The sequence below is a fragment of the Ruegeria sp. CDSA241 genome, assembly GCF_059611265.1.
This window is the reverse complement of the sequence record NZ_JBXWPF010000004.1, coordinates 143096-163048: the sequence shown is the minus strand read 5'-3', so window position 1 is coordinate 163048 and position 19953 is coordinate 143096. Positions and strand designations below refer to the sequence as shown.

The following is a 19953-nucleotide window of genomic DNA, read 5'->3' as shown; positions in this document are numbered from 1 at the left end:
CAAGCACACCATAGCGTCCAAACTGTCTGGAAAGTTATCCCTAGGCCTTACCCCCAGTTAGCCACAGGTATTTCCAGATAGCTTGCAATGGCGTTTCGCGTATAGAACCTCGGGACGGGCAGCGGGGACAAAATGAACGAGATAAGCAGCATCGAGCAGGCAGCGGCACAGATCCAAAACGCCGATACCATGCCGCATTCTATTGAGGCTGAACAACAGCTTCTGGGTGCGATCCTGACCAATAATGATCTGTATGACCGGGTCGCCTCGATCATCGGGGCCGAGCATTTCTATGATCCGGTCCATGCGCGTATTTACGAGGTCGCCGCGACCCGTATCGCCAAGAACGCGCTGGCTTCGCCCGTCACGCTGAAATCTTTCATGGCCGAGGATGAAGGCCTGAAGGAACTGGGCGGTCCGGCCTATCTGGTCAAGCTGGCCGGGGCCTCGATCAGTGCCTTTGCGGTGCATGACTATGCCCAGATGATCTATGATCTTGCCATCCGGCGCGAGTTGATCCGGCTTGGCCGCGATATCTCGGACAAGGCGGCGCGGGTCGATGTGGCGAGCGAGCCCAAGGAACAGATTGTTGAGGCTGAACAGCAGTTGTATCAGCTGTCTGAACAAGGCCAGACCGAACAGGGGTTTCAATCCTTCCTCAAGGCGGTCACCGAGGCTGTCAACGTCACCAACGAGGCCTATCAGCGCGGTGGTGGAATGGCCGGGATTTCCACCGGTCTGACCGATTTGGACAAGCAGTTGGGTGGCTTGCACCCGTCCGACCTGATCATTCTGGCCGGGCGTCCGTCGATGGGGAAAACCTCATTGGCGACAAACGTGGCGTTCAACGTGGCCAAAGCGTACAAGCGCGGGCTGAAACCCGACGGCACCGAAGGCGCGATTGACGGCGGCGTTGTCGGGTTCTTCTCATTGGAAATGAGCGCCGAGCAGTTGGCGGGTCGGGTTCTGGCCGAAGCCTCGGAAATCTCGAGCCACAAGATCCGCCAGGGTGACATGACCGAGGGTGAGTTTCGCCGCTTTGTTGATGCAGCCAAGGAGTTGGAAGCCTGCCCGCTGTTCATTGACGACACCCCGGCACTACCGATTTCACAGCTCGCCGCGCGTGCACGGCGGTTGAAGCGGACCCATGGATTGGACCTGCTGGTGATCGACTATCTGCAGCTGTGCCGCGGCATGGCCGAAAACCGCGTCAACGAAATCGCTGAGATTTCGATGGGTATGAAAGCCATTGCCAAGGAACTGAACATCCCGGTCATCGCATTGTCTCAGCTATCCCGGCAGGTTGAAAACCGAGACGACAAGCGCCCTCAACTGTCCGACCTGCGGGAATCAGGCTCGATCGAACAGGATGCCGACGTGGTGATGTTCGTGTTCCGCGAGGAATACTACAAAGAACGGGAAAAGCCCGGCGATCATGAGTTGGAGAAGATGGAAGAGTGGAAGCAGGCCATGGAACGCCTGCACGCCAAGGCCGAAGTTATCGTTGGCAAACAGCGCCACGGCCCCATCGGTACGGTCGAGCTGTCCTTCGAAGCACAGTTCACCCGCTTCGGGAACCTCGTCAAACCCTGGCAGCAGGACGGTCAGATCGAAGGCTACTGACCGTCACCAAAGGTCGGGTCGGTCAAACGCGCTGACACAGCGTGACGGCCCCACTATCGGATCAGCCTGTGAACCAGACAGAGATTGCCCTAGCCATCCGATCGGCTGGCTAAGCGGCATTGGCGGCTGCGCGAATGCCTCAGAAATGGGCAGGAAACCGGTTTTGCCGTAATATGACGGATCTCCGTAGGTTATTGCAAAGTCGACGCCTTGGGCCCGCAGTTGGTCCAGACCAAAGGTGATCAGCTTCTGCCCGATCCCACCCTGCTGCCGATCCGTCCGCACGGCCACGGGCGACATCAGAAACACCCGTCGCGGATCCTGATCAAAGGTCAGGCGCGAGAACATGATACATCCAAGAAGATCGCCCCCATCAGTCGCAACACATCCCTGCAGATCCTGATCGGGCTCGGTTTTCAGCAATTCCCTGATCAAAGATTGAATGGCCCGTCCTTCCTCGGCCCCCTCTGAAGCAGAGAACACATCATAAAAGAAATCAGGCAACCTACTGCTCTGGTTTTTGTACCCAAACGAGAGTTCAATCATGTTTTCATCCCAACAGGCCCCCTTGGGTATTAGTGAACGATCACCTTGACCCGATCATGGTTGACCACGATGTGCGCACAATAGTGATTTGGCGCCCTCAGATGTTCAATACGCAGATTTACGCTGTTTCAACCCGCTTCCCGGGCTCAAGGTGCCGTTATGCGCAACGTACAGGTCAATTATCGCTGCGACCCCCCTTGACCTGACGCGATCCAATGTCATGAACAGACGCATGAGTACTGCACGCTTAACGATCAATCTTTATACACTGGCCAGCAACTGGCAGGCGCTTGATGCAAAGACGTCCTGTGAAACGGGTGCCGTGGTCAAGGCCGACGCCTATGGCCTGGGCGCTGGTCCTGTCTCTGCCGCACTTGCTGAAGAAGGTGTCAGAAATTTCTTTGTCGCGGCTGCCGAAGAAGGTGCCGCCGTGCGCGAGGCTGTCGGACCCGACGCAACGATAAGTGTTTTTTCCGGGCATATGGAAGGCGACAGCGACCAACTGCTCCAACACAATTTGACGCCATTGCTGAATTCGCCCGAACAGTTCCGCCGCCATCGTCAGGCCTTGCCTGAACACGCCTTTGGAATCCAGTTGGATACCGGCATGAATCGCTTGGGGATTGAGCCTGCGGACTGGGCCGCGTTGCGCACAGAGATCGAGCCGCTTAATCCGTCGCTGGTGATGTCGCATCTCGCCTGTGCGGATGAACCTGACAACCCGATGAATCGCCACCAACTGCGGGTGTTCCACGAATTGACTGATGGAAGTGCGGCCCCCAGATCGCTTGCGGCCACCGGCGGTATCCTTCTGGGCAGCGATTATCACTTCGACCTTTGCCGTCCCGGTATCGGGATGTATGGCGGACAACCCTTTGCCGATGCGAAACCCGTCGTCACCGTCGACCTTCCGGTCATTCAGGTGCGCGAGGTCGAGCCCGGCGAAAGCGTGGGATACGGCAATAGCTGGGTCGCGCGGCGCAAATCCCGTATCGCCACGGTTGCGGCCGGGTATGCAGACGGGCTTCACCGCGCTATCGGAGGCGGCATTGATGCCTTTGTGGCGGACAGGCCCTGCCCTGTCGTTGGCCGGATCTCAATGGATCTGATCACCATCGACGTAACGGATCTGCCCGAGGATCCGGAACGCCTGCGTATTCTCAACGGTCACCAGACAGTAGATGATCTGGCCGAGGCCGCCGGCACCATCGGGTATGAAATTCTGACATCTCTAGGCGCGCGCTACTCTCGGGGCTATATCGAATGAACCCTCTTTCAATGCTGGGCGGGTTGGGACGTACAGCCCTGTCTTTGCTTGCAAATTTCGGCAAGGTCGCTCTGTTCTTTGTAGACGCGATTTCACATATTTTCCGCCCCCCCTATTATCCGCGCGAATTTGCGGTCGCTCTGATGAATATCGGTTGGATGTCCCTGCCGGTGGTTGGCCTGACGGCGATATTTACCGGCGGTGCATTGGCGCTTCAGATCTATGCGGGTGGTGCGCGTTTCAATGCCGAAGCTGTGGTGCCACAAATCGTAGCGATTGGCATGGTGCGCGAGCTTGGGCCTGTTCTGGGTGGTCTGATGATTGCAGCGCGGGTCACATCGTCCATCGCTGCGGAAATTGCGACCATGAAAGTGACCGAGCAGATCGACGCGCTGGTAACTTTGTCCACCCATCCGATGAAATACCTCACCGCGCCGCGGGTGCTGGCCGCCGTCATCACAGTGCCGATTCTGGTTGCGGTTGGCGATGTGATCGGCATTGCGGGCGGATATATCGTGGCGACCCAAAGCCTGGGCTTCAACGCAGCGGCCTACCTGCAAAACACCATGAATTTCCTCGAATTTCATGACATCGTCTCTTCGCTTACCAAGGGCGCGGCCTTTGGCCTGATCACGGCGACCATGGGCTGTTACTACGGCATGAATTCGGGCCGGGGCGCGCAGGGCGTAGGCGCTGCGACCAAATCTTCGGTCGAGGCTGCCGCAATCATGATTCTGGCTGCAAACTTCGTTCTCACAGGGGTGTTCTTCTCGATATGATCCGGATGGAGAATGTACATAAAGCCTTTGGGTCCAATCAGGTCCTCAAAGGCGTCAATATCGAGATCCCCAAGGGCACCTCGATGGTCATCATCGGCGGGTCGGGCACCGGCAAATCTGTGGCGCTGAAATGCGTTCTTGGCCTGATCAAACCTGACAGCGGCACGATCTATGTGGACGGCAAAGATGCCACCAAAGGCGACCGCGATGCCTTTTTGGCCCGGTTTGGAATGCTGTTTCAGGGCGGAGCGCTGTTCGACTCGCTGCCCGTCTGGCAAAACGTCGCCTTCCGCCTGCTGCGCGGCTCGCTCAAACGTCCCGTGGACGAGGCGCGCGAGATCGCCGTCGAGAAACTGCGCCGCGTGGGTCTGAAAGCCGATGTGGCCGATCGTTTCCCGGCCGAGCTGTCGGGCGGCATGCAAAAACGCGTGGGTCTGGCCCGTGCCATCGCCGCCGAGCCCGAGATAATTTTCTTCGACGAGCCCACCACCGGCCTTGATCCCATCATGTCCGGCGTCATCAACGACCTGATCCGCGAGATCGTGACCGAAATGGGCGCCACCGCGATGACCATCACCCACGACATGAGCTCGGTCCGCGCGATTGCCGACAACGTTGCCATGTTGCACGGAGGCGTTATCCAATGGACCGGCCCCGTCGGGCAGATGGACGCCTCGGGCGATCCCTATGTGGAACAGTTCATCAGCGGGAGTGCTGAAGGGCCGATTGAGGCGGTTCGGTAGTGGAGGCACTCTCCTTCATCCTCTACCCACTGCCATTTACATACCTAATATCTGTAATGGCAGCTTGGTTCCTCGTTCATACTATAGGTGAAAAATCCGGTATACCACGCGCGATAAAAGCTGAAGTGATCTTCTATCCAATCTTTCTCTCAGTGCTGAAAGGCTTCGTGCCCGGGATTCTTCTGTCCATTGTTTTGTCTGAGGTATTTGGTGTTGTTGGCCCATTAGTGCTGGTACCAACAGAGGTTGGCTATGTGGTGTCAGGGTTGCTTTTGCACAGAAAACTTCACCAGTCTGTATCCGATAAATTGGCTGCCCACTGCATTGTTGGCGCCATCGCCCTCATTTACATAGTAGGTTGGGTAGCGATTGCTGGCAGTTTGAAGGCTTAGAGATTTGAATATGACCCTCCGCCTCGCCACCCTCTCGCTCCTGATCCTCTACCCCATCGCGTGGTTCGCCCCGCTGATGCGTGCAGGGTTCCTGCCCATCTTCGGCCTTTCCGAAATCAGCGTCATCACCGGGCTCCAGTCCCTTTGGAAGTCCGATATCTTCCTCGCGCTGATCGTCACCGTCTTCGCCCTTTTTGCACCCTATCTGAAAACCATCGGCACCGCCCTGATCCAATGGGACCTGCTGAATGCGCGCGTTCAGCCGGCGCTGAATATTCTCGGTAAGCTGGCGATGGCCGACATTTTCCTGATCGCGCTCTATATCACTCTGGCCAAAGGCATCTCTTACGCGACCATCGAAACCGCATGGGGGCTTTACCTGTTTACGGCCTGTATTCTGGCCTCAATCGCCCTAGGTATTATTACCGAGATGACATCCAGATCACGAAATCATCAGACCTAATTGATTGAAAACACTTATCTGAGTATCATCTTAATATTTCGAGCAGCCAGTTTCTTGTAGTGATCGGTCCGTAGCGGATCAAAAATTATGTTCAACCTTTGTCCGCTTCGGCCCGATATGTATCGGTTTGAGAAGGAGATCGTCGAACATGACCGCACTCCACACGTTAACATTACAGTTTCAAAACGCATTTTTACGACTGACATTTTTTCTGATTTGTTCCGCGGCTTTTCTGGCCGTCGCAACCACTATGCTATCCGCCCTGGGCGTGCTGCCATGGCTTTCCATGCAAGCCGGACTGGCAGGCGGTACCATCATCGACGCCGGGATCTATGTTCAGATTGGCCTGACCGCTCTGATCCTGATGCTGGCCTTCTACCTTCCTGCGAATGCCCGAATGATGGCCCTGGAAAACGCGCACCGTAAATTTGCGCTGAACATGCACGACATCGCCCATGCCTATCAGCTGGCCCATGCGCAGGACCGCAGCGGGGCATTTATCCTGTCGTCCGAATTTGATGCGGTCAAAGAGCGGATGGCCTTCCTGCGCCAACATCCCAACCTGCAATCGCTCGAACCAGAGATTCTGGAGCTGGCCGCGCAAATGAGCCAGATCAGCCAAGAACTGGCCGAAACTTACGGGGATACCCGCATCGCCCGTGCCCGCACATTCCTGCAGCAACGCCAGGAAGAGATCGAACTGTTTCAGCAACGGCTGGAAGAGGCACAAACCATTCAGCACGAGTTGCGCCAGTGGACCCATGATGTTGAAATCGAGGAATCCATCGCTCGTTCTCAGCTAACCCGCCTGCGCGACGAACTTTTCGAACTGTTGCCGGAACTGTCAGCGCAACTGCAGCAGCCCAAGGACGGTGCATCGAAACCGTCGAGCGTCATAGCCATGTCGCCACCTCGCGCCGCCGAATAGGCGCGACGGCGCCCGCTTTGGACAATGGCCCAAACGGGCCTGAGGATATGGCGCATACCGGCGGAGATGAAGGCCCACGAGGGCTTGAAGAACCGCCATTCCTCGGGCACCAAGGGCGCCATGGCAAAGACAACTTTTTCATGCTCGGCCTGCGGTGCCACTCATTCACGGTGGTCCGGGCGCTGCGACGGCTGCGGTGAATGGAATTCCATCTCGCAAGACGTCCCCCTTTCGGCTGGCCCAGCCAAAAAATCCCTCGGTGGTAAGCGCGGCCAGTCTATCACACTCACGGACCTGTCGACCGAGGAAACGCCCCCTCCCCGCACGCTCTGCGGGGTCGAGGAGTTGGATCGCGTGTTGGGAGGCGGACTCGTCCCCGCCTCGGCCTTGCTGGTAGGTGGGGATCCGGGCATCGGCAAATCCACCCTTTTGCTGCAGGCCGCGGCCCGGTTCTCGCGTGCAGGTGTGAAAACCATTTACGTCTCGGGCGAGGAAGCCAGCGCGCAGGTTAGGATGCGCGCGCGCAGGTTAGGGCTTGAAGATGCGCCCGTGCAACTGGCCGCCGAAACCAACCTGCGTAACATCCTCACCACGTTGGAAGCCGAGAAACCCGGTCTCGCAATCATCGACTCAATTCAAACCATGTGGGCCGACAACGTCGACAGCGCACCGGGTTCAGTGTCACAAGTCCGCGCCGCAGCACATGAATTGACCACGTTTGCGAAACGACACGGAGTTTCAATCATCATGGTTGGCCATGTCACCAAAGATGGCCAGATCGCTGGCCCCCGCGTGGTTGAACACATGGTTGATACCGTTCTTTATTTCGAAGGCGAACGCGGGCATCAGTTCCGCATTCTGCGCGCGGTCAAGAACCGGTTTGGTCCAGCCGATGAGATTGGCGTGTTCGAGATGACAGGCAAGGGTCTGGCACAAGTCACAAACCCGTCGGCCCTATTTCTATCTGAACGCGGCAAGCCCAGCCCCGGATCGGCCGTATTTGCTGGTATCGAAGGGACACGGCCGGTTCTGGTCGAGCTTCAGGCGCTGGTTGCCCCATCCCCCCACTCTCAGCCTCGCCGAACCGTCGTCGGCTGGGACAGCGGACGGCTGGCAATGATCCTTGCCGTGCTCGAAGCCCGTTGCGGCATCCCCTTTGCCGGGCTTGATGTCTATCTCAACGTCGCAGGCGGGCTTAAAATCACCGAGCCAGCCGCGGACCTTGCCGTTGCTGCCGCGCTACTCAGCGCGCGCGAGGACACAGCCCTGCCAACGGACACCGTCGTTTTCGGAGAAATCTCGTTGTCCGGGGCACTTAGACCGGCCCCTCAGACAGAAAACAGGTTGAAAGAAGCCCAAAAACTTGGTTTCACATCCGCCATAGCTCCGGCAGGCGGGAAAACCGGTACTGTGGCAGGTCTGACACTCACCCGGCCCTCTGATTTGGTAGGGTTTGTTGGCGAAACCTTCGGAGCAGGTTAAGGTAACGCCTTGAGGGGCAGAAAAAATTACGGGCGAGGGCCATGGAAGGTTTTACAATAATTGACGGGGTAGTTGCCCTGATCATCGTTATATCGGGTCTGCTGGCCTATTCCCGTGGCCTGTTGCGGGAAATTCTCGCGATCGCGGGATGGGTTGCGGCGGCAGTTTTGGCATTCATTTTCGCACCACAGGCCGTTCCACTGGTCAAAGAAATCCCCGTTGTCGGAGATTTCCTGCGCGACAGTTGTGAATTGTCGGTTATCACCGGGTTCGCTGGCGTGTTTGCCATTGCCCTGATCGTGGTTAGTATATTTACCCCACTGTTCTCATCGCTTGTGCAACGGTCTGCGCTGGGCGGCTTGGATCAGGCACTTGGGTTTTTCTTTGGAATCGCGCGCGGCATCCTTTTGGTGGCGATTGCCTTCTTCGTCTATGACACAGTCATGACGGGCCAATCCTACACAATCGTCGACGAAAGCCGGTCAGCCAAAGTGTTCGAACAATTCAGCGACAAAATCGAAGAGCAAAACCCCGAAGCCGCGCTGGGGTGGGTAACATCCCAATATGAAGAACTGGTAGCCAGCTGTGGTGAAAGCGCCGATCCATCCGACGCACCTGCCGCCCCTGAAACACCTGCAGCGGAATAAAGCAAAAGCCCGGTCAAAGCCGGGCTTTTTCAATTCGACTTAGACAAACCCTTCTCCGGCGCAAACGGTGCATCTGATGTTTTTCAGCCCAAAGCACCCCTCGCAACGGGACATGACGGGCTTGCCAAAAATGTCCCGACTTTTGATCACTTCACCTGCGCCTCCGCAAATCTGACAGGGTGCGCGCCCCATTCCACGGCATCGGTGGCACCGGCGTTTTACCGGTTCTTGCTTTTTCTGACCTTGATTGTTTTGCCACATGTCTGAAATCCGCTTGGCTTGAAGAAACTATTGTTTCGGATTGTTTCCTCTATGACAGCACAAGCTGCGAAACCTGTCACCTTTTGTTCGGCCATTGTGGCAAATTCCACCTGCGTCAAATCGCAAATGTGATCCTTTGATGACACAGCCACCGTAAGGCTTTATGTGAAGTCCGAACTGACATGGAATCGGAGCTGCCGATCTTGCTGTATCTGTTTTCTTTCGCGCCTGCCGCTTACGACCAGGGCGCGTCTGCATCCCAAGATCTATGGGAAGTATCAGGCAAAGACACCGCCATGCTGATGTTCCGAACACCGCCACAACTTAAATCGTCATAGTAATTTGGAGCCCGTACATGTGTGGGATTTTGGGGATCGCAAGCAGAACACATGATGTGTTTGCGGAAATCTATGACGGGCTTCTGATGCTACAGCACCGGGGTCAGGATGCATCGGGTATCGTCACGTATACCGGAGAGTTCTTCCGCGAAAAGAAGGCCAACGGGCTGGTCAAGGACGTGTTTAACGCTCAGGACGCCGATACCCTGCTTGGAAAGGTCGGCATTGGCCATGTGCGCTATCCGACTGCCGGGTCGCTCAGCGCGGCCGAGGCGCAGCCGTTCTTCGTGAATGCCCCGTATGGCATCTACCTGGTTCATAACGGCAATATCACCAACACTGCCGCACAGCGTGAGAAGGTCACCGGAAAATACAGCCGCCACCTGCGCACAACGTCAGATTCGGAAATTCTGCTGAACGTTCTGGCGGACAAGGTTGCTGACGCAATCAAGGTCAATGGCAACGCCGAGCCCATTCGGAATATCTTTGCCGGTGTGAAGATGACGATGGAACGGGTACAGGGCGCCTATTCGGTAATCTGCCTGATTGCAGGTGTCGGAATGCTGGCCTTCCGCGACCCGCACGGAATTCGCCCGCTCTCGGTGGCCATCCGCGAAACCGAAAGCGGTGGCGACGACTTTGCGTTTGCCTCGGAAGATGTGGCCTTTGGCATCAACGGCTTCAACAAGATGCGCGACCTGCGCCCTGGCGAAGCGATTCTGATCGACCTGGACGGCAACATGCACGAATTCCAGGCGGTCGAAGGCAAGCTGACACCCTGTATCTTTGAATATGTCTATCTGGCGCGTCCGGATTCTCTGTTGGACGGCGTCTCTGTCTATAAAACGCAGATGCGTATGGGGCAGACGCTGGCCAAACAGATCCAGGAATCAGGGCTTGAGATTGATCGGATCATCCCGGTCCCAGACAGCGCCCGCCCGGTCGCGCTTGAGGCGGCCAAGATCACCGGCATTCCCTATCGCGAAGGTCTGGTAAAGAACCGCTATGTCGGACGAACGTTCATCATGCCCGGTCAGGCCGAACGTCAGAAATCCGTGCGCCGCAAACTGAATGCGGTTCCGCTGGAGTTTGACGGCCACAATGTTCTGTTGATCGATGATTCCATCGTCCGCGGGAACACGATCAAGAAGATTGTGCAAATGTGCCGCGAGGCTGGAGCCAAGAAGGTCTACATTGCCAGCGCCTCACCGCCGGTGAAATACCCCAATGTCTATGGCATCGACATGCCCACCAAACATGAGCTGATTGCCCATGGCAAAGAGGTCGAGGAAATCCGGCAAGAGCTCGGTGCAGACGCCCTGATCTATCAGCATCTGGACGATCTGATCTGGGCCGCCAAGGAAGGAAATCCAGAAATCGAAGCGTTCGACTGTTCGTGTTTTGACGGAAAATACATCACCGGAAGCGTCAGCAAAGACTATCTGGATACGCTCGAAAGCAGCTCACGCGTTAGTAAGAAACGTGAAGACATGCAGGTGCCCGGCGGATCCTGGAATGCGGCGAAGCTGGCTTCGGGATAAGTTTCCGGCGAATCGGTAGCTCTCTGCCCGGTCCAAGCCGGGCGGTTTCCGACCTGCATCGGTGTAAATTCGCTTAGTTTCCGCGCACAACTTTTTGGCGAAGGAAATGCAATCGCAATGGGTTCACCGATTGCCTTTTGAAAGTGACGGAACGGACAATTCACCAGACCTTTTGTTCCCTTGTTGCGTTTGATAGCCCGCCTCCAACCACTCATCAAAAGGGGTTGGGGCCGCGTGCCGCAACCGCACTCTATGTCAAACAAAACCGTCACAAGCGCGGCCACGCAACAGGGCGCGCTTAGCAAAAACTCTGTCACCCTGCTTGGGGTGTTTGGGCCAAAAGCCGATATGCGCGCGCTGATGCGGATGTCTTCTGGCCGGGTCAAAGAGGTCAAGCTGGGCAGCCGTGTGTCTTCAGGTACTATTGTGGCCATTGATGCCGAGGGCATCATGCTGCGACAAAGCGGTCAGACGACGCGCATAGCGATCCCAGGCAGCTAATCCTGTCTTGACGCGCTGCACGCTTGGGTTCAAACCGCAGTCATGACCGATCAGACTAAAATCGCCCTCATCACCGGGGCCTCACGCGGGCTGGGCGCTGCCCTGGCCGAGGCGCTGGCACCAGAGTACCACATCGTCGCTGTCGCCCGTACCACCGGCGGGTTGGAAGAACTGGACGACCGCATCAAAGCAAAGGGCGGTTCAGCCACCCTGGCTCCGATGGATATTGCCGACCCGAATGCGATGGCCACTCTGTGTCGTGGCATCCATGATCGCTGGGGCAAGGTGGACCTGTGGCTGCATACTGCGGTTCACACTTCGGCCCTGACGCCGACCCATTTCATTGACCCCAAGGAATGGACCAAAGCCATTAACACCAACGCAACCGCCACGTCGGTCCTGATCCCCTATGTTGCGCCTTTGCTGGGTGAGGCCGGCCATGCGGTGTTTTTCGATGATCCGAAGGCGGGTGAGAAATTCTATGGCATCTACGGTGCCACCAAGGCGGCGCAGATGGCTCTGGCCCGTAGCTGGGCGCTGGAAACTGAGCGCACCGGGCCGCGTGTGAGCATCGTGGAACCGGCTGCCATGCCAACTGCCGTGCGTGCCCGGTTTCATCCCGGTGAGGATCGGGAGGCATTGACCAGCACCGCAGATGAAGCGGCGCGCATTCTGGCTCTGTTATAGGAATGGCCCATTGGGCCATGCCTCCGGCGGAGGTATTTTTAGCCAGATGAAGCCGGCGGATTACGCGATGTGAACACCGTTTCTTCCGGCCAGATCGACGAAGAATTGCCATGCAACACGGCCCGAGCGCGCACCACGTGTGGCCTGCCATTCGATCGCTTCGGCGCGCAGGGAGTTTGCGTCGACCGAGACGCCGTAAGAAGCACAATAGCGGTCGATCATGGCAAGGTATTCGTCCTGATCGCAAGGATGGAAACCCAGCCATAGCCCGAACCGGTCCGACAGTGAGACCTTCTCTTCTACGGCCTCAGACGGGTTGATGGCGCTGGAACGTTCATTTTCGATCATATCCCGCGGCATCAGGTGGCGGCGGTTTGAGGTGGCGTAGAACACCACATTTTCCGGGCGACCTTCGATGCCACCGTCCAGCACTGCCTTGAGCGATTTGTAGTGCTGATCATCGTGGCTGAAGGACAGGTCATCACAATACAGGATGAACCGATGCGGCGCGGCGCGTAGATGGTTCAGCAGACGCGCGACCGAGCCCATATCCTCGCGCTGCAGCTCAACCAGTTTCAGATCGGGATGTTCGTTCTGCAAGGTGCCGTGGACCGCTTTGACAAGGCTGGATTTGCCCATACCGCGCGCACCCCAGAGCAGTGCATTGTTGGCCTTAAATCCAGCGGCAAAGCGGCGTGTATTGTCCAAAAGTGTATCGCGAGACCGGTTGATACCCACCAAGAGATCCAAATCGACCCGATTGACCTGCTTAACCGGTTCCAGGCGGTCGGGTTCGACATGCCAGACAAAAGCCGGAGCTGCGGCAAAATCGGGCGCGGCCAAAGGCGCCGGGGCCATGCGATCCAGCGCGTCGGCAATACGGTTCAGGGCTTGTGTATCCATTGGGGCCTCCGGTCGTGTTTGGAGGGTCTCAAACCATGTTCCGCCCGGCGCGACAAGAGCGGCGCATGAAAAAGGCGCGCCGGGCTGGGCGCGCCTGTTCATTGCTTGATCGCAGCTTTATTTGCCGTCTTCTTCGTGGATGATATCGGCATCAGCCTCTTCTTCGTCGTCATAGTATCCTTCTGCGCGCAGCTCGGCCTCGCGCTTTCTCTCAACTCGGGCGACAAGGAAGATCGACACCTCATAAAGACCATACACCACGACAAACAGGATGATCTGAGTGATCACGTCTGGCGGTGTCACAAGGGCAGCAAGCACCAGAATACCTACCATGGCGTATTTCCGGACACTGCCCAAACCTTCGGCGCTGACCAGACCGGCCTTGCCCATTAGGGTCAGCAGCACAGGCAGTTGGAAACACAGGCCAAAGGCAAGGATGAATTTCAGCGTGATATCCAGCGATTCATTCACCTTGCCGAAGAACGTGATCTTCACGCCCTCGGTGGTTTCGGGCACAACCACGATCTCTTCTGGAACATCTCCGGTAGTCGCCGACAACAGATTGGCGAAAATCGAACTGACATCCGCAAAGCCCAAAAAGAACTGCATGGCCAGCGGCGTTACCACGAATTGTGCAAATGATGCCCCAAGCAGGAACATGAACGGCGAGGCGACCAGGAATGGCAGGAAAGCGCCCTTCTCAGACCTGTACAGACCGGGCGCCACAAAGCGCCAGAGTTGATAGGAGATCACCGGGAAGGCCAGCGCAAACCCAAACACCATCGAAATTCGGAACAGCGTAAACAGATATTCCTGTGGCGAGGTATATTGCAAAGTCGGAGACGGATCGCCCAGATCGCGCAGCGTTGCCTCGATTGGTTGGACCAGGAATTGCAGGATCGGTTCCGCGACCGTAAAGGCCAGGACAATGCCTATTACAAAGGCAATGACCGCGCGGATCAGCCGGGTGCGCAGTTCCGCCAGATGCTCGATCAATGGGGCCGAGCTGTCTTCGATCTCGTCTGTGTCGGTCATGATTTGCCTTCGGTTTTCAGCGCGGCTTCGGCCTCTTCAGCCTTGGCCATCGCTTCGGCGGCTTCTTTCGCCTTACGCTCAGCCGCAGCACGTGCGGTCGAGGCCTGAATCTTCTTGGCCTGCTCGGCCCGTTCGGTGGCCAGCTTACCGGTCTCGCTATCGGGGTCGAACTTGGTGGGGTCGATACTTTTGGCCAGGTCCTGCGCGGCTTCTTTCACACCATCCATGGCGCTGCCTACAGGGTTAGTGGCCGCGTTGAGACCTTTTTTGATGTCATTTACACCGGCCTGATCCGCCGCCTCGTTCATGGCACTGCTGAATTCGCGCGCCATGCCACGGGCCTTGCCGACAAAACGACCGACATTACGGAACAAAACCGGCAGATCCTTTGGCCCCACAACGATCAGGGCAACGACGCCGATGACCAGAAGCTCGGTCCAGCCCAGATCAAACATACCAGATCAGACCTTGTCTTTGTCGGTCTCGGGCGTGACGTCCTTGGCCAGCTCGGATGCGTCCTGATCCAGTTCCTCTGCGCCTTCTTTGACGCCCTTCTTGAATGACGTAATGCCTTTGCCCACTTCGCCCATCAACGAGCTGATTTTGCCACGGCCGAATAGCACCAGAACCACAACTGCGATCAGCAGAATGCCGGGAAGGCCAATATTGTTGAGCATCTCTCTTCTCCTATAACGTCGGCGCCGTACGCCGGAAATGTGATCTGGGTCCGTGTCTACGCCCGCTGGCCCGCCTGCAAAAGTGAGTTGGTTCAAATCTGCGTTCAAATTTGATCCGATCCGATGTTTTTTACGGCCTCGGATTGATCAACTGACAGGTTTGTGTCAGTTGATAGGGGCTAGGTAGGCGGTATCGAAACCTGGTCAACGGAGATTCACATGACCCATGTTGCAGAAATCGTCACCTTCACCCTCGCCAACGGGACAACCCCGGAAGAGTTCGTAAAACTCAGCCAAGCGTCCGAAGCCTTTGTACGCGCAGCTCCGGGGTTTGCCCATCGTCAACTCAGTCAAGGCGAAGACGGGCGCTGGACTGACTACGTGATCTGGACCGATATGAAGGCCGCACAGGACGCAGCTGCGCAGTTCCCGCAGCAGGGTTTTGCGCCCGCACTGATCGCCGCGATCAACCCCGAAGGCATGCAGATGCGCCACGAGAACGTGCTATGGAACATGACCGCCTGATCGCGGTCAGAACGGCGTGTCATGCGCCGCACTGACCGCCTGTTCGACATCATCCAGATCCTGCGCGACGGCAAACTGCACCGTGCGCAGGACATTGCGGATCGGCTCGAGGTGTCGGTCCGCACGATCTATCGCGACATGGATACGTTGGCCGCCTCGGGCGTTCCGGTCGAAGGTGAGCGCGGCGTGGGTTATATGGTGCGTGAGCAGATCACCCTGCCGCCGCTGAATTTGACCCCGGCCGAACTGGAAGCGCTGAACCTTGGCATGGCAATCGTGGCCGAGGCCGCCGACCCCGACTTGAAAACCGCCGCCGAGTCTTTGGCTGAAAAGATCGACGCAGTGCTGCCGACACAGGTGATTGCCGAGGCTGACAGCTGGAAATTTGCGGTATACCCCTTTGCCGATGCCGCACGCGGGCTGGCGCATATGGCCCCGATCCGCGCCGCCATCAAATCACGACAAAAATTACGTCTGAGTTACCGCAGGATCGACGGCGTGCTGACCGAGCGCACCATTCGGCCATTGCATATGGAGTATTGGGGACGAGTCTGGACGCTGACTTCCTGGTGTGAACTCCGCGATGGTTTCCGGGTCTTCCGAATTGACCTGATCGAAACCGTCCTTCCCCTGCCCGAGATTTTTGCAGACGAGCCGGGAAAGCGTCTGAGCGATTACGACCCATACGCTTAACCCTGCCGTCATCGGGTTGGGATTATCCCTGCCAGCGGCATGGCCCTGACGGGGCCATTCTTATCATTTCAGATAGGGCTCTGGATCTACAGATTCGAAGCCTTTGCGCACTTCGAAATGGACATAGGCGTTGTCCCCGCTCCGTAGCGAGGCAATCTTCTGCCCTCGTCGCACGCGATCCCCTTTCTTGACCGTGATATCTGCCACATTGGCATAGACGGTCAGCAGATCACTGTTGTGTTTAACAACGATGATCGGAACCTGATCTGCATCAGCAGTGATCGCCGCAACAGTTCCCGCCTCTGCCGCCATTACAGGCGATCCTGCGGCCGCTGCGATGTCGATCCCCTCGTTCTTTCCCTTTTGATAGGTGCGGATAATCGTACCGTTCACAGGAAGCCCAAGCGCCGAATTGCTTTGGTTTGTTGGTGCCTCGGCGGTCACATCAGGCGCCGGAGTGGCCGGGGAAATGGTTTCGTCAGGCAAGGGCTGCGTAGCACTGGGCGGCGTCGGTGTCGGAGACCCCTGACCGGGCTGAGTCACATTCGTTGCAGGCACAGCAGCTTTGCGCGGTGCGGATTGGCTTTTCACCGGGATCAGAAGGAACTGGCCTTCGCGGACGGTAAAATCGGAATCCAATCCATTCCAGTCTGACAGCGCCTCAACGGGAACGTCATAGAGGCGTGAAATTGTAAATGCCGTTTCACCACGTTTCACCTTGTGGCGGATCGGTTCGGGACCGGTTGGTGCCGGTGCCGCCGCAGGTTTTGCGGGTTCAAGCGTTGATGTACGGACCGAGCCATTTGCGGGGACTTCGTCGATTGCAGTACCAGCTATCGTCGCAATATCGACAGAGCTTGCGGAACCGACCGTCTGGGGCAGTGCCACAACTTCGCCCTCGCGCAGGGTATCTGTAGGCATTAGACCATTGAAACGCGCCAGCTCTCCTTCAGGCAAGCCAACCCTTGCGGCCAAGTCTCTGACAGTGTCGCCGCGGCGAGCAATCGCCACTTGATAGGTCGGATATGTGATGACACCCCTGGCATCCGGTGCGGGCCGGTTGGTCGTCGCCGACTGTGCTGCTTCGGCGGTGGAAAAACCGCCTACCTGTCCGCGAAGATCATAGTCCAGCGGCCCTTCGCACCCAGCCAGGATTGCAAGGCTAGCCACTCCTAACGCACAGCGGCGCATTGCTGATTTGGAAACTGCTCTCATTTTATTGTCCTCGACACCTGCCCTTGTTCATCGGGGTTCCGGCGCATTTTGCAGAATATTCCTTTAAGCTCCATCCTTCCCAAGCCCTTCTAACAAGGGCACAAAACGGACAGGCAACAATTCGTCATAGTCCAAACCGGATTCGGTGCGTCGGACCCTGATCAACGTCTGGACCGTATCCGACTGCCCCACCGGCAAGACCATGATACCGCCGATTTTGAGCTGCGCCAAGAGCGGCCCGGGCGGGTCCTCGGCAGCTGCGGTCACGATGATACGATCAAACGGGGCTTGCTCGGGCAAACCAAACGAACCATCCGACAACATTGCCGTCACATTCGTCAGCCCCAAATCACGGAACAACTGGCCGGTTTCGCGCACAAGTCGCTTATGACGCTCGACCGTATATACCCGGCGTGCCAGTTTCGACAGGATCGCGGCCTGATAGCCCGATCCCGTCCCGATCTCGAGCACGGTATCACGCGGACGTACTTCCAGCGCCTGCGTCATCAGCCCAACGACAGACGGTTGGCTGATCGTCTGGCCGCACGTAATCGGCAGCGGCGTATCCTCATAGGCGCGTTCTGCAAACAGGCCTTTGACAAATCTGCCGCGATCTATCTGCTCCATTGCTGCCAGCACGCGTGCATCCGTCACCCCGCGCGAGCGCAGGGCAAACAGGAACTGCATGGTTGTTTCAGGGTCCAGTCCGCTCATTCGATCGACTTTAACGCTTCCAGCGCGTCATGCGCCGTCAGATCCGCACGCATTGGTGTGACCGAGATATAGCCTGCCAGATTGACGGCAGCATCCGTCCCAGGTGCAGTCGGGTTGTGTTGATACCCGCCCTTGATCCACAGAAACCGCCGCCCCGAAGGTGAGCTGTGCGGCTCGACCGAGAAATGTGTGTCACGCCGATAACCCTGAGGGGCAATCCGGGTGCCCAGTACTTCATTCGCAGGCACTGGGGGGAAATTGACGTTGTAAAACAAACGGTAATCGCCTTGTTCTGCCGGCGCCGCGCCCAGTATCTTACGTACCAGTTCAGCACCAAATCGGGTCGCGGACTCGAACGGGTCATCCAGACCCAGATTGCGCGGACCGAAATATTGCGACAGCGCAATCGCGGGGATGCCTTGTAAGGCGGCCTCCATCGCGCCGCCGACTGTGCCGGAATACAGCGTGTTCTCGGCTGAATTGTTCCCGCGGTTCACACCGGACAACACCAAATCAGGCGGCGCGTCCTTCATCACATCGTGCAAACCAGCCAAGACACAATCAGCTGGTGATCCTTCCGCAGCAAAACGGCGTTCTCCCAGCTTGGCAACCATCATCGGGTGCGTGTAGCTGATGCAATGCCCCACGCCGGATTGCTCGAAAGCGGGCGCAACGACCCAGACTTCACCGCCCGGTCCGGCCAGATCGGCAGCAATCGCCTCGAGTGCGATAAGTCCCGGCGCATTGATACCGTCATCATTGGTTAAAAGAATACGCATATGCCCCATCCACCGCAGCGTTTTTTCCTTGATAGACCCAGCCCCGCACTGCGGCAAGCAACCCGCAGGCGCAATCTGAGGCTTTCACGCACCACTTGCGCCTAAACTGCAGTTTTAGACCCTATTTGGGGAATACAAAGCACCGATCGCGGCGAATGGTCAGCCACATGACCCGCCCCGCTTGCGGGACAAACACGTTGGGAACGGTCGCTTTCAAGATTGAATCATCATAGTCCATACGGAATTCAATCAAGCTTTCGTTGCCCAGAAAACGCGCCCGTTCGACCACACCACGCGCGGCTACCCCGTCCGTCGGTGTCGGCAGTGGACCTTTGCCATTGCGATCAAAATCCAAACGGACGTGCTGAGGCCGAAATACAATCTCAACATTCGTTCCATCCGGCACACCCGGAGCAAGAAACTGACCAAATGGCGTATCGGCCAAAGCTCCGTTAACTTGCGCGCCTAACACATTTATATCGCTAAAGAATGCAACTGCAGCTTTGTCCGCAGGACGGGTGTAGACGTTGTAAGGCGCACCCTGCTGAACGATTCTGCCACGGCGCATCAGGGCGATCTCATCGGCCATACGCATTGCCTCTTCGGGTTCATGGGTAACCAACAGGACTGCGGCGTCCTCTTCCTTGAGGATCGCCAGAGTTTCATCCCGAATTCCATCGCGTAACCGGTTATCGAGCCCCGAAAACGGCTCATCCATCAACATGATCCGGGGGCGTGGGGCCAATGCGCGCGCCAGAGCCACCCGCTGTTGCTCACCGCCCGACAAGTGATGTGGAAAGCTGTCTGCGAAACGCATCAGGTCGACTTTGGCCAGCAACTCATCCACGCGTGCGCGTTTTTCATCTTTGCTACCCTTCAGGCCAAAGGCAACATTGTCAGCTACGCTAAGATGTGGGAACAGGGCAAAGTCCTGAAACATCAGGCCAATCTCGCGCCGCTCAGGCGGGACACGGAACACCGTATCGCAGATCAGCTTGCCATCGACATAGATCTGGCCTGTCTCTTGCATCTCGACACCGGCAATCATCCGCAGCGTCGTCGACTTGCCGCACCCTGACGGCCCCAACAGGCATGTCACCTGCCCCGCTTGCACGGTCAGCGAGACGTCATCAACCACCACCCGACCTTCGTACCGGGCGACCAGATTGCGAATTTCCAGACGCGGAGGAGTTGCGTTTACTGTCACCGATGAA

General features: G+C 57.3%; 23 protein-coding genes. 14 read left to right on the top strand and 9 right to left on the bottom strand.

The features are described from left to right. The first annotated feature begins 132 nt into the window (after positions 1-132). Complete coding sequence (locus AC2FJV_RS05535; protein ID WP_142633499.1) at positions 133-1623, top strand: replicative DNA helicase; 1491 nt, start codon at positions 133-135, stop codon at positions 1621-1623. 3 nt (positions 1624-1626) lie between these two features. Here AC2FJV_RS05535 and AC2FJV_RS05530 read toward each other — a convergent pair whose 3' ends face one another. Then, a complete protein-coding gene (locus AC2FJV_RS05530; protein ID WP_496693455.1) occupies positions 1627-2169 on the bottom strand; it encodes a GNAT family N-acetyltransferase in 543 nt (180 codons plus the stop codon). A 232-nt stretch (positions 2170-2401) separates the two neighbouring features. Between AC2FJV_RS05530 and alr the strand changes: the two genes are divergently transcribed. From alr to AC2FJV_RS05475, 11 genes are all read left to right on the top strand, one after another. After that, on the top strand, positions 2402-3436 hold the full coding sequence (gene alr / locus AC2FJV_RS05525) for an alanine racemase (protein ID WP_282027372.1): 1035 nt from the start codon (positions 2402-2404) through the stop codon (positions 3434-3436). After that, positions 3433-4215 carry an MlaE family ABC transporter permease gene (locus AC2FJV_RS05520; RefSeq protein WP_142633494.1) on the top strand — a complete coding sequence of 261 codons (783 nt, stop codon included), beginning with the start codon at positions 3433-3435 and terminating at the stop codon, positions 4213-4215. The genes alr and AC2FJV_RS05520 overlap by 4 nt, the downstream gene beginning before the upstream one ends. Further along, on the top strand, positions 4212-4958 hold the full coding sequence (locus AC2FJV_RS05515) for an ABC transporter ATP-binding protein (protein ID WP_496712956.1): 747 nt from the start codon (positions 4212-4214) through the stop codon (positions 4956-4958). The genes AC2FJV_RS05520 and AC2FJV_RS05515 overlap by 4 nt, the downstream gene beginning before the upstream one ends. 56 nt (positions 4959-5014) lie before the next feature. Beyond that, positions 5015-5350 (top strand): hypothetical protein, encoded by a 336-nt coding sequence (locus AC2FJV_RS05510; protein WP_496712954.1) that lies wholly within the window; start codon positions 5015-5017, stop codon positions 5348-5350. A gap of 10 nt (positions 5351-5360) precedes the next feature. Then, a complete protein-coding gene (locus AC2FJV_RS05505) occupies positions 5361-5813 on the top strand; it encodes a paraquat-inducible protein A (RefSeq protein WP_496712952.1) in 453 nt (150 codons plus the stop codon). A 148-nt stretch (positions 5814-5961) separates the two neighbouring features. Continuing rightward, positions 5962-6741 (top strand): DNA repair protein, encoded by a 780-nt coding sequence (locus AC2FJV_RS05500; protein ID WP_142633486.1) that lies wholly within the window; start codon positions 5962-5964, stop codon positions 6739-6741. A 120-nt stretch (positions 6742-6861) separates the two neighbouring features. Continuing rightward, positions 6862-8223, top strand: a complete 1362-nt coding sequence (gene radA, locus AC2FJV_RS05495; protein WP_496706041.1) for a DNA repair protein RadA — start codon at positions 6862-6864, stop codon at positions 8221-8223. Between the two features lie 41 nt (positions 8224-8264). Further along, the gene (locus AC2FJV_RS05490) at positions 8265-8870 is read left to right on the top strand and encodes a CvpA family protein (protein WP_496688281.1); all 606 of its coding nucleotides are present in this window, start codon (positions 8265-8267) and stop codon (positions 8868-8870) included. Between the two features lie 616 nt (positions 8871-9486). Beyond that, positions 9487-11010 carry an amidophosphoribosyltransferase gene (purF, locus tag AC2FJV_RS05485; protein ID WP_281994533.1) on the top strand — a complete coding sequence of 508 codons (1524 nt, stop codon included), beginning with the start codon at positions 9487-9489 and terminating at the stop codon, positions 11008-11010. 252 nt (positions 11011-11262) lie between these two features. Continuing rightward, positions 11263-11511: a hypothetical protein gene (locus tag AC2FJV_RS05480; RefSeq protein WP_496688283.1), complete on the top strand. Its 249-nt coding sequence runs from the start codon at positions 11263-11265 to the stop codon at positions 11509-11511. A 42-nt stretch (positions 11512-11553) separates the two neighbouring features. After that, positions 11554-12198, top strand: coding sequence for an SDR family NAD(P)-dependent oxidoreductase (locus tag AC2FJV_RS05475; RefSeq protein WP_496688285.1), 645 nt, complete (start codon positions 11554-11556; stop codon positions 12196-12198). A 60-nt stretch (positions 12199-12258) separates the two neighbouring features. Here the strand turns inward: AC2FJV_RS05475 and AC2FJV_RS05470 are convergent, their stop codons facing one another. From AC2FJV_RS05470 to AC2FJV_RS05455, 4 genes are all read right to left on the bottom strand, one after another. Next, positions 12259-13101, bottom strand: coding sequence for an ATP-binding protein (locus AC2FJV_RS05470; RefSeq protein ID WP_496693451.1), 843 nt, complete (start codon positions 13099-13101; stop codon positions 12259-12261). Between the two features lie 117 nt (positions 13102-13218). Then, positions 13219-14136 carry a twin-arginine translocase subunit TatC gene (gene tatC / locus AC2FJV_RS05465; RefSeq protein WP_142633471.1) on the bottom strand — a complete coding sequence of 306 codons (918 nt, stop codon included), beginning with the start codon at positions 14134-14136 and terminating at the stop codon, positions 13219-13221. Beyond that, positions 14133-14591 (bottom strand): Sec-independent protein translocase protein TatB, encoded by a 459-nt coding sequence (gene tatB / locus AC2FJV_RS05460; protein WP_496712950.1) that lies wholly within the window; start codon positions 14589-14591, stop codon positions 14133-14135. The genes tatC and tatB overlap by 4 nt, the downstream gene beginning before the upstream one ends. A 6-nt stretch (positions 14592-14597) precedes the next feature. After that, a complete protein-coding gene (locus tag AC2FJV_RS05455; RefSeq protein WP_142633467.1) occupies positions 14598-14813 on the bottom strand; it encodes a twin-arginine translocase TatA/TatE family subunit in 216 nt (71 codons plus the stop codon). A 219-nt stretch (positions 14814-15032) separates the two neighbouring features. Here AC2FJV_RS05455 and AC2FJV_RS05450 point away from each other — a divergent pair, with 219 nt between their 5' ends. Both AC2FJV_RS05450 and AC2FJV_RS05445 read left to right on the top strand, forming a co-directional pair. Then, complete coding sequence (locus AC2FJV_RS05450; RefSeq protein ID WP_142633465.1) at positions 15033-15338, top strand: hypothetical protein; 306 nt, start codon at positions 15033-15035, stop codon at positions 15336-15338. 21 nt (positions 15339-15359) lie between these two features. Continuing rightward, positions 15360-16031 carry a helix-turn-helix transcriptional regulator gene (locus AC2FJV_RS05445; protein WP_496693449.1) on the top strand — a complete coding sequence of 224 codons (672 nt, stop codon included), beginning with the start codon at positions 15360-15362 and terminating at the stop codon, positions 16029-16031. Between the two features lie 63 nt (positions 16032-16094). Here AC2FJV_RS05445 and AC2FJV_RS05440 read toward each other — a convergent pair whose 3' ends face one another. The 4 genes from AC2FJV_RS05440 to AC2FJV_RS05425 all read right to left on the bottom strand — a co-directional run bounded on the left by AC2FJV_RS05440 (position 16095) and on the right by AC2FJV_RS05425 (position 19946). After that, positions 16095-17246: a peptidoglycan DD-metalloendopeptidase family protein gene (locus AC2FJV_RS05440; RefSeq protein WP_496712948.1), complete on the bottom strand. Its 1152-nt coding sequence runs from the start codon at positions 17244-17246 to the stop codon at positions 16095-16097. A 63-nt stretch (positions 17247-17309) separates the two neighbouring features. Further along, complete coding sequence (locus AC2FJV_RS05435; RefSeq protein WP_496712946.1) at positions 17310-17960, bottom strand: protein-L-isoaspartate(D-aspartate) O-methyltransferase; 651 nt, start codon at positions 17958-17960, stop codon at positions 17310-17312. Beyond that, the gene (gene surE, locus AC2FJV_RS05430) at positions 17957-18739 is read right to left on the bottom strand and encodes a 5'/3'-nucleotidase SurE (protein WP_496712944.1); all 783 of its coding nucleotides are present in this window, start codon (positions 18737-18739) and stop codon (positions 17957-17959) included. The genes AC2FJV_RS05435 and surE overlap by 4 nt, the downstream gene beginning before the upstream one ends. Before the next feature lie 121 nt (positions 18740-18860). After that, positions 18861-19946, bottom strand: a complete 1086-nt coding sequence (locus AC2FJV_RS05425) for an ABC transporter ATP-binding protein (protein ID WP_185956606.1) — start codon at positions 19944-19946, stop codon at positions 18861-18863. Between the last annotated feature and the right edge of the window lie 7 nt (positions 19947-19953).

Bases quoted from the DNA above. Each gene is read 5' to 3' on its own strand.
- AC2FJV_RS05530 (WP_496693455.1), bottom strand. From the start codon at position 2,169: ATGATTGAACTCTCGTTTGGGTACAAAAACCAGAGCAGTAGGTTGCCT.
- tatC (WP_142633471.1), bottom strand. From the start codon at position 14,136: ATGACCGACACAGACGAGATCGAAGACAGCTCGGCCCCATTGATCGAG.
- AC2FJV_RS05520 (WP_142633494.1), top strand. From the start codon at position 3,433: ATGAACCCTCTTTCAATGCTGGGCGGGTTGGGACGTACAGCCCTGTCT.
- radA (WP_496706041.1), top strand. From the start codon at position 6,862: ATGGCAAAGACAACTTTTTCATGCTCGGCCTGCGGTGCCACTCATTCA.
- AC2FJV_RS05505 (WP_496712952.1), top strand. From the start codon at position 5,361: ATGACCCTCCGCCTCGCCACCCTCTCGCTCCTGATCCTCTACCCCATC.
- AC2FJV_RS05490 (WP_496688281.1), top strand. From the start codon at position 8,265: ATGGAAGGTTTTACAATAATTGACGGGGTAGTTGCCCTGATCATCGTT.
- AC2FJV_RS05475 (WP_496688285.1), top strand. From the start codon at position 11,554: ATGACCGATCAGACTAAAATCGCCCTCATCACCGGGGCCTCACGCGGG.
- AC2FJV_RS05535 (WP_142633499.1), top strand. From the start codon at position 133: ATGAACGAGATAAGCAGCATCGAGCAGGCAGCGGCACAGATCCAAAAC.
- AC2FJV_RS05500 (WP_142633486.1), top strand. From the start codon at position 5,962: ATGACCGCACTCCACACGTTAACATTACAGTTTCAAAACGCATTTTTA.
- surE (WP_496712944.1), bottom strand. From the start codon at position 18,739: ATGCGTATTCTTTTAACCAATGATGACGGTATCAATGCGCCGGGACTT.
- AC2FJV_RS05515 (WP_496712956.1), top strand. From the start codon at position 4,212: ATGATCCGGATGGAGAATGTACATAAAGCCTTTGGGTCCAATCAGGTC.
- tatB (WP_496712950.1), bottom strand. From the start codon at position 14,591: ATGTTTGATCTGGGCTGGACCGAGCTTCTGGTCATCGGCGTCGTTGCC.
- AC2FJV_RS05440 (WP_496712948.1), bottom strand. From the start codon at position 17,246: ATGAGAGCAGTTTCCAAATCAGCAATGCGCCGCTGTGCGTTAGGAGTG.
- AC2FJV_RS05480 (WP_496688283.1), top strand. From the start codon at position 11,263: ATGTCAAACAAAACCGTCACAAGCGCGGCCACGCAACAGGGCGCGCTT.
- purF (WP_281994533.1), top strand. From the start codon at position 9,487: ATGTGTGGGATTTTGGGGATCGCAAGCAGAACACATGATGTGTTTGCG.
- AC2FJV_RS05450 (WP_142633465.1), top strand. From the start codon at position 15,033: ATGACCCATGTTGCAGAAATCGTCACCTTCACCCTCGCCAACGGGACA.
- AC2FJV_RS05445 (WP_496693449.1), top strand. From the start codon at position 15,360: ATGCGCCGCACTGACCGCCTGTTCGACATCATCCAGATCCTGCGCGAC.
- AC2FJV_RS05455 (WP_142633467.1), bottom strand. From the start codon at position 14,813: ATGCTCAACAATATTGGCCTTCCCGGCATTCTGCTGATCGCAGTTGTG.
- AC2FJV_RS05435 (WP_496712946.1), bottom strand. From the start codon at position 17,960: ATGAGCGGACTGGACCCTGAAACAACCATGCAGTTCCTGTTTGCCCTG.
- alr (WP_282027372.1), top strand. From the start codon at position 2,402: ATGAGTACTGCACGCTTAACGATCAATCTTTATACACTGGCCAGCAAC.
- AC2FJV_RS05510 (WP_496712954.1), top strand. From the start codon at position 5,015: ATGGCAGCTTGGTTCCTCGTTCATACTATAGGTGAAAAATCCGGTATA.
- AC2FJV_RS05470 (WP_496693451.1), bottom strand. From the start codon at position 13,101: ATGGATACACAAGCCCTGAACCGTATTGCCGACGCGCTGGATCGCATG.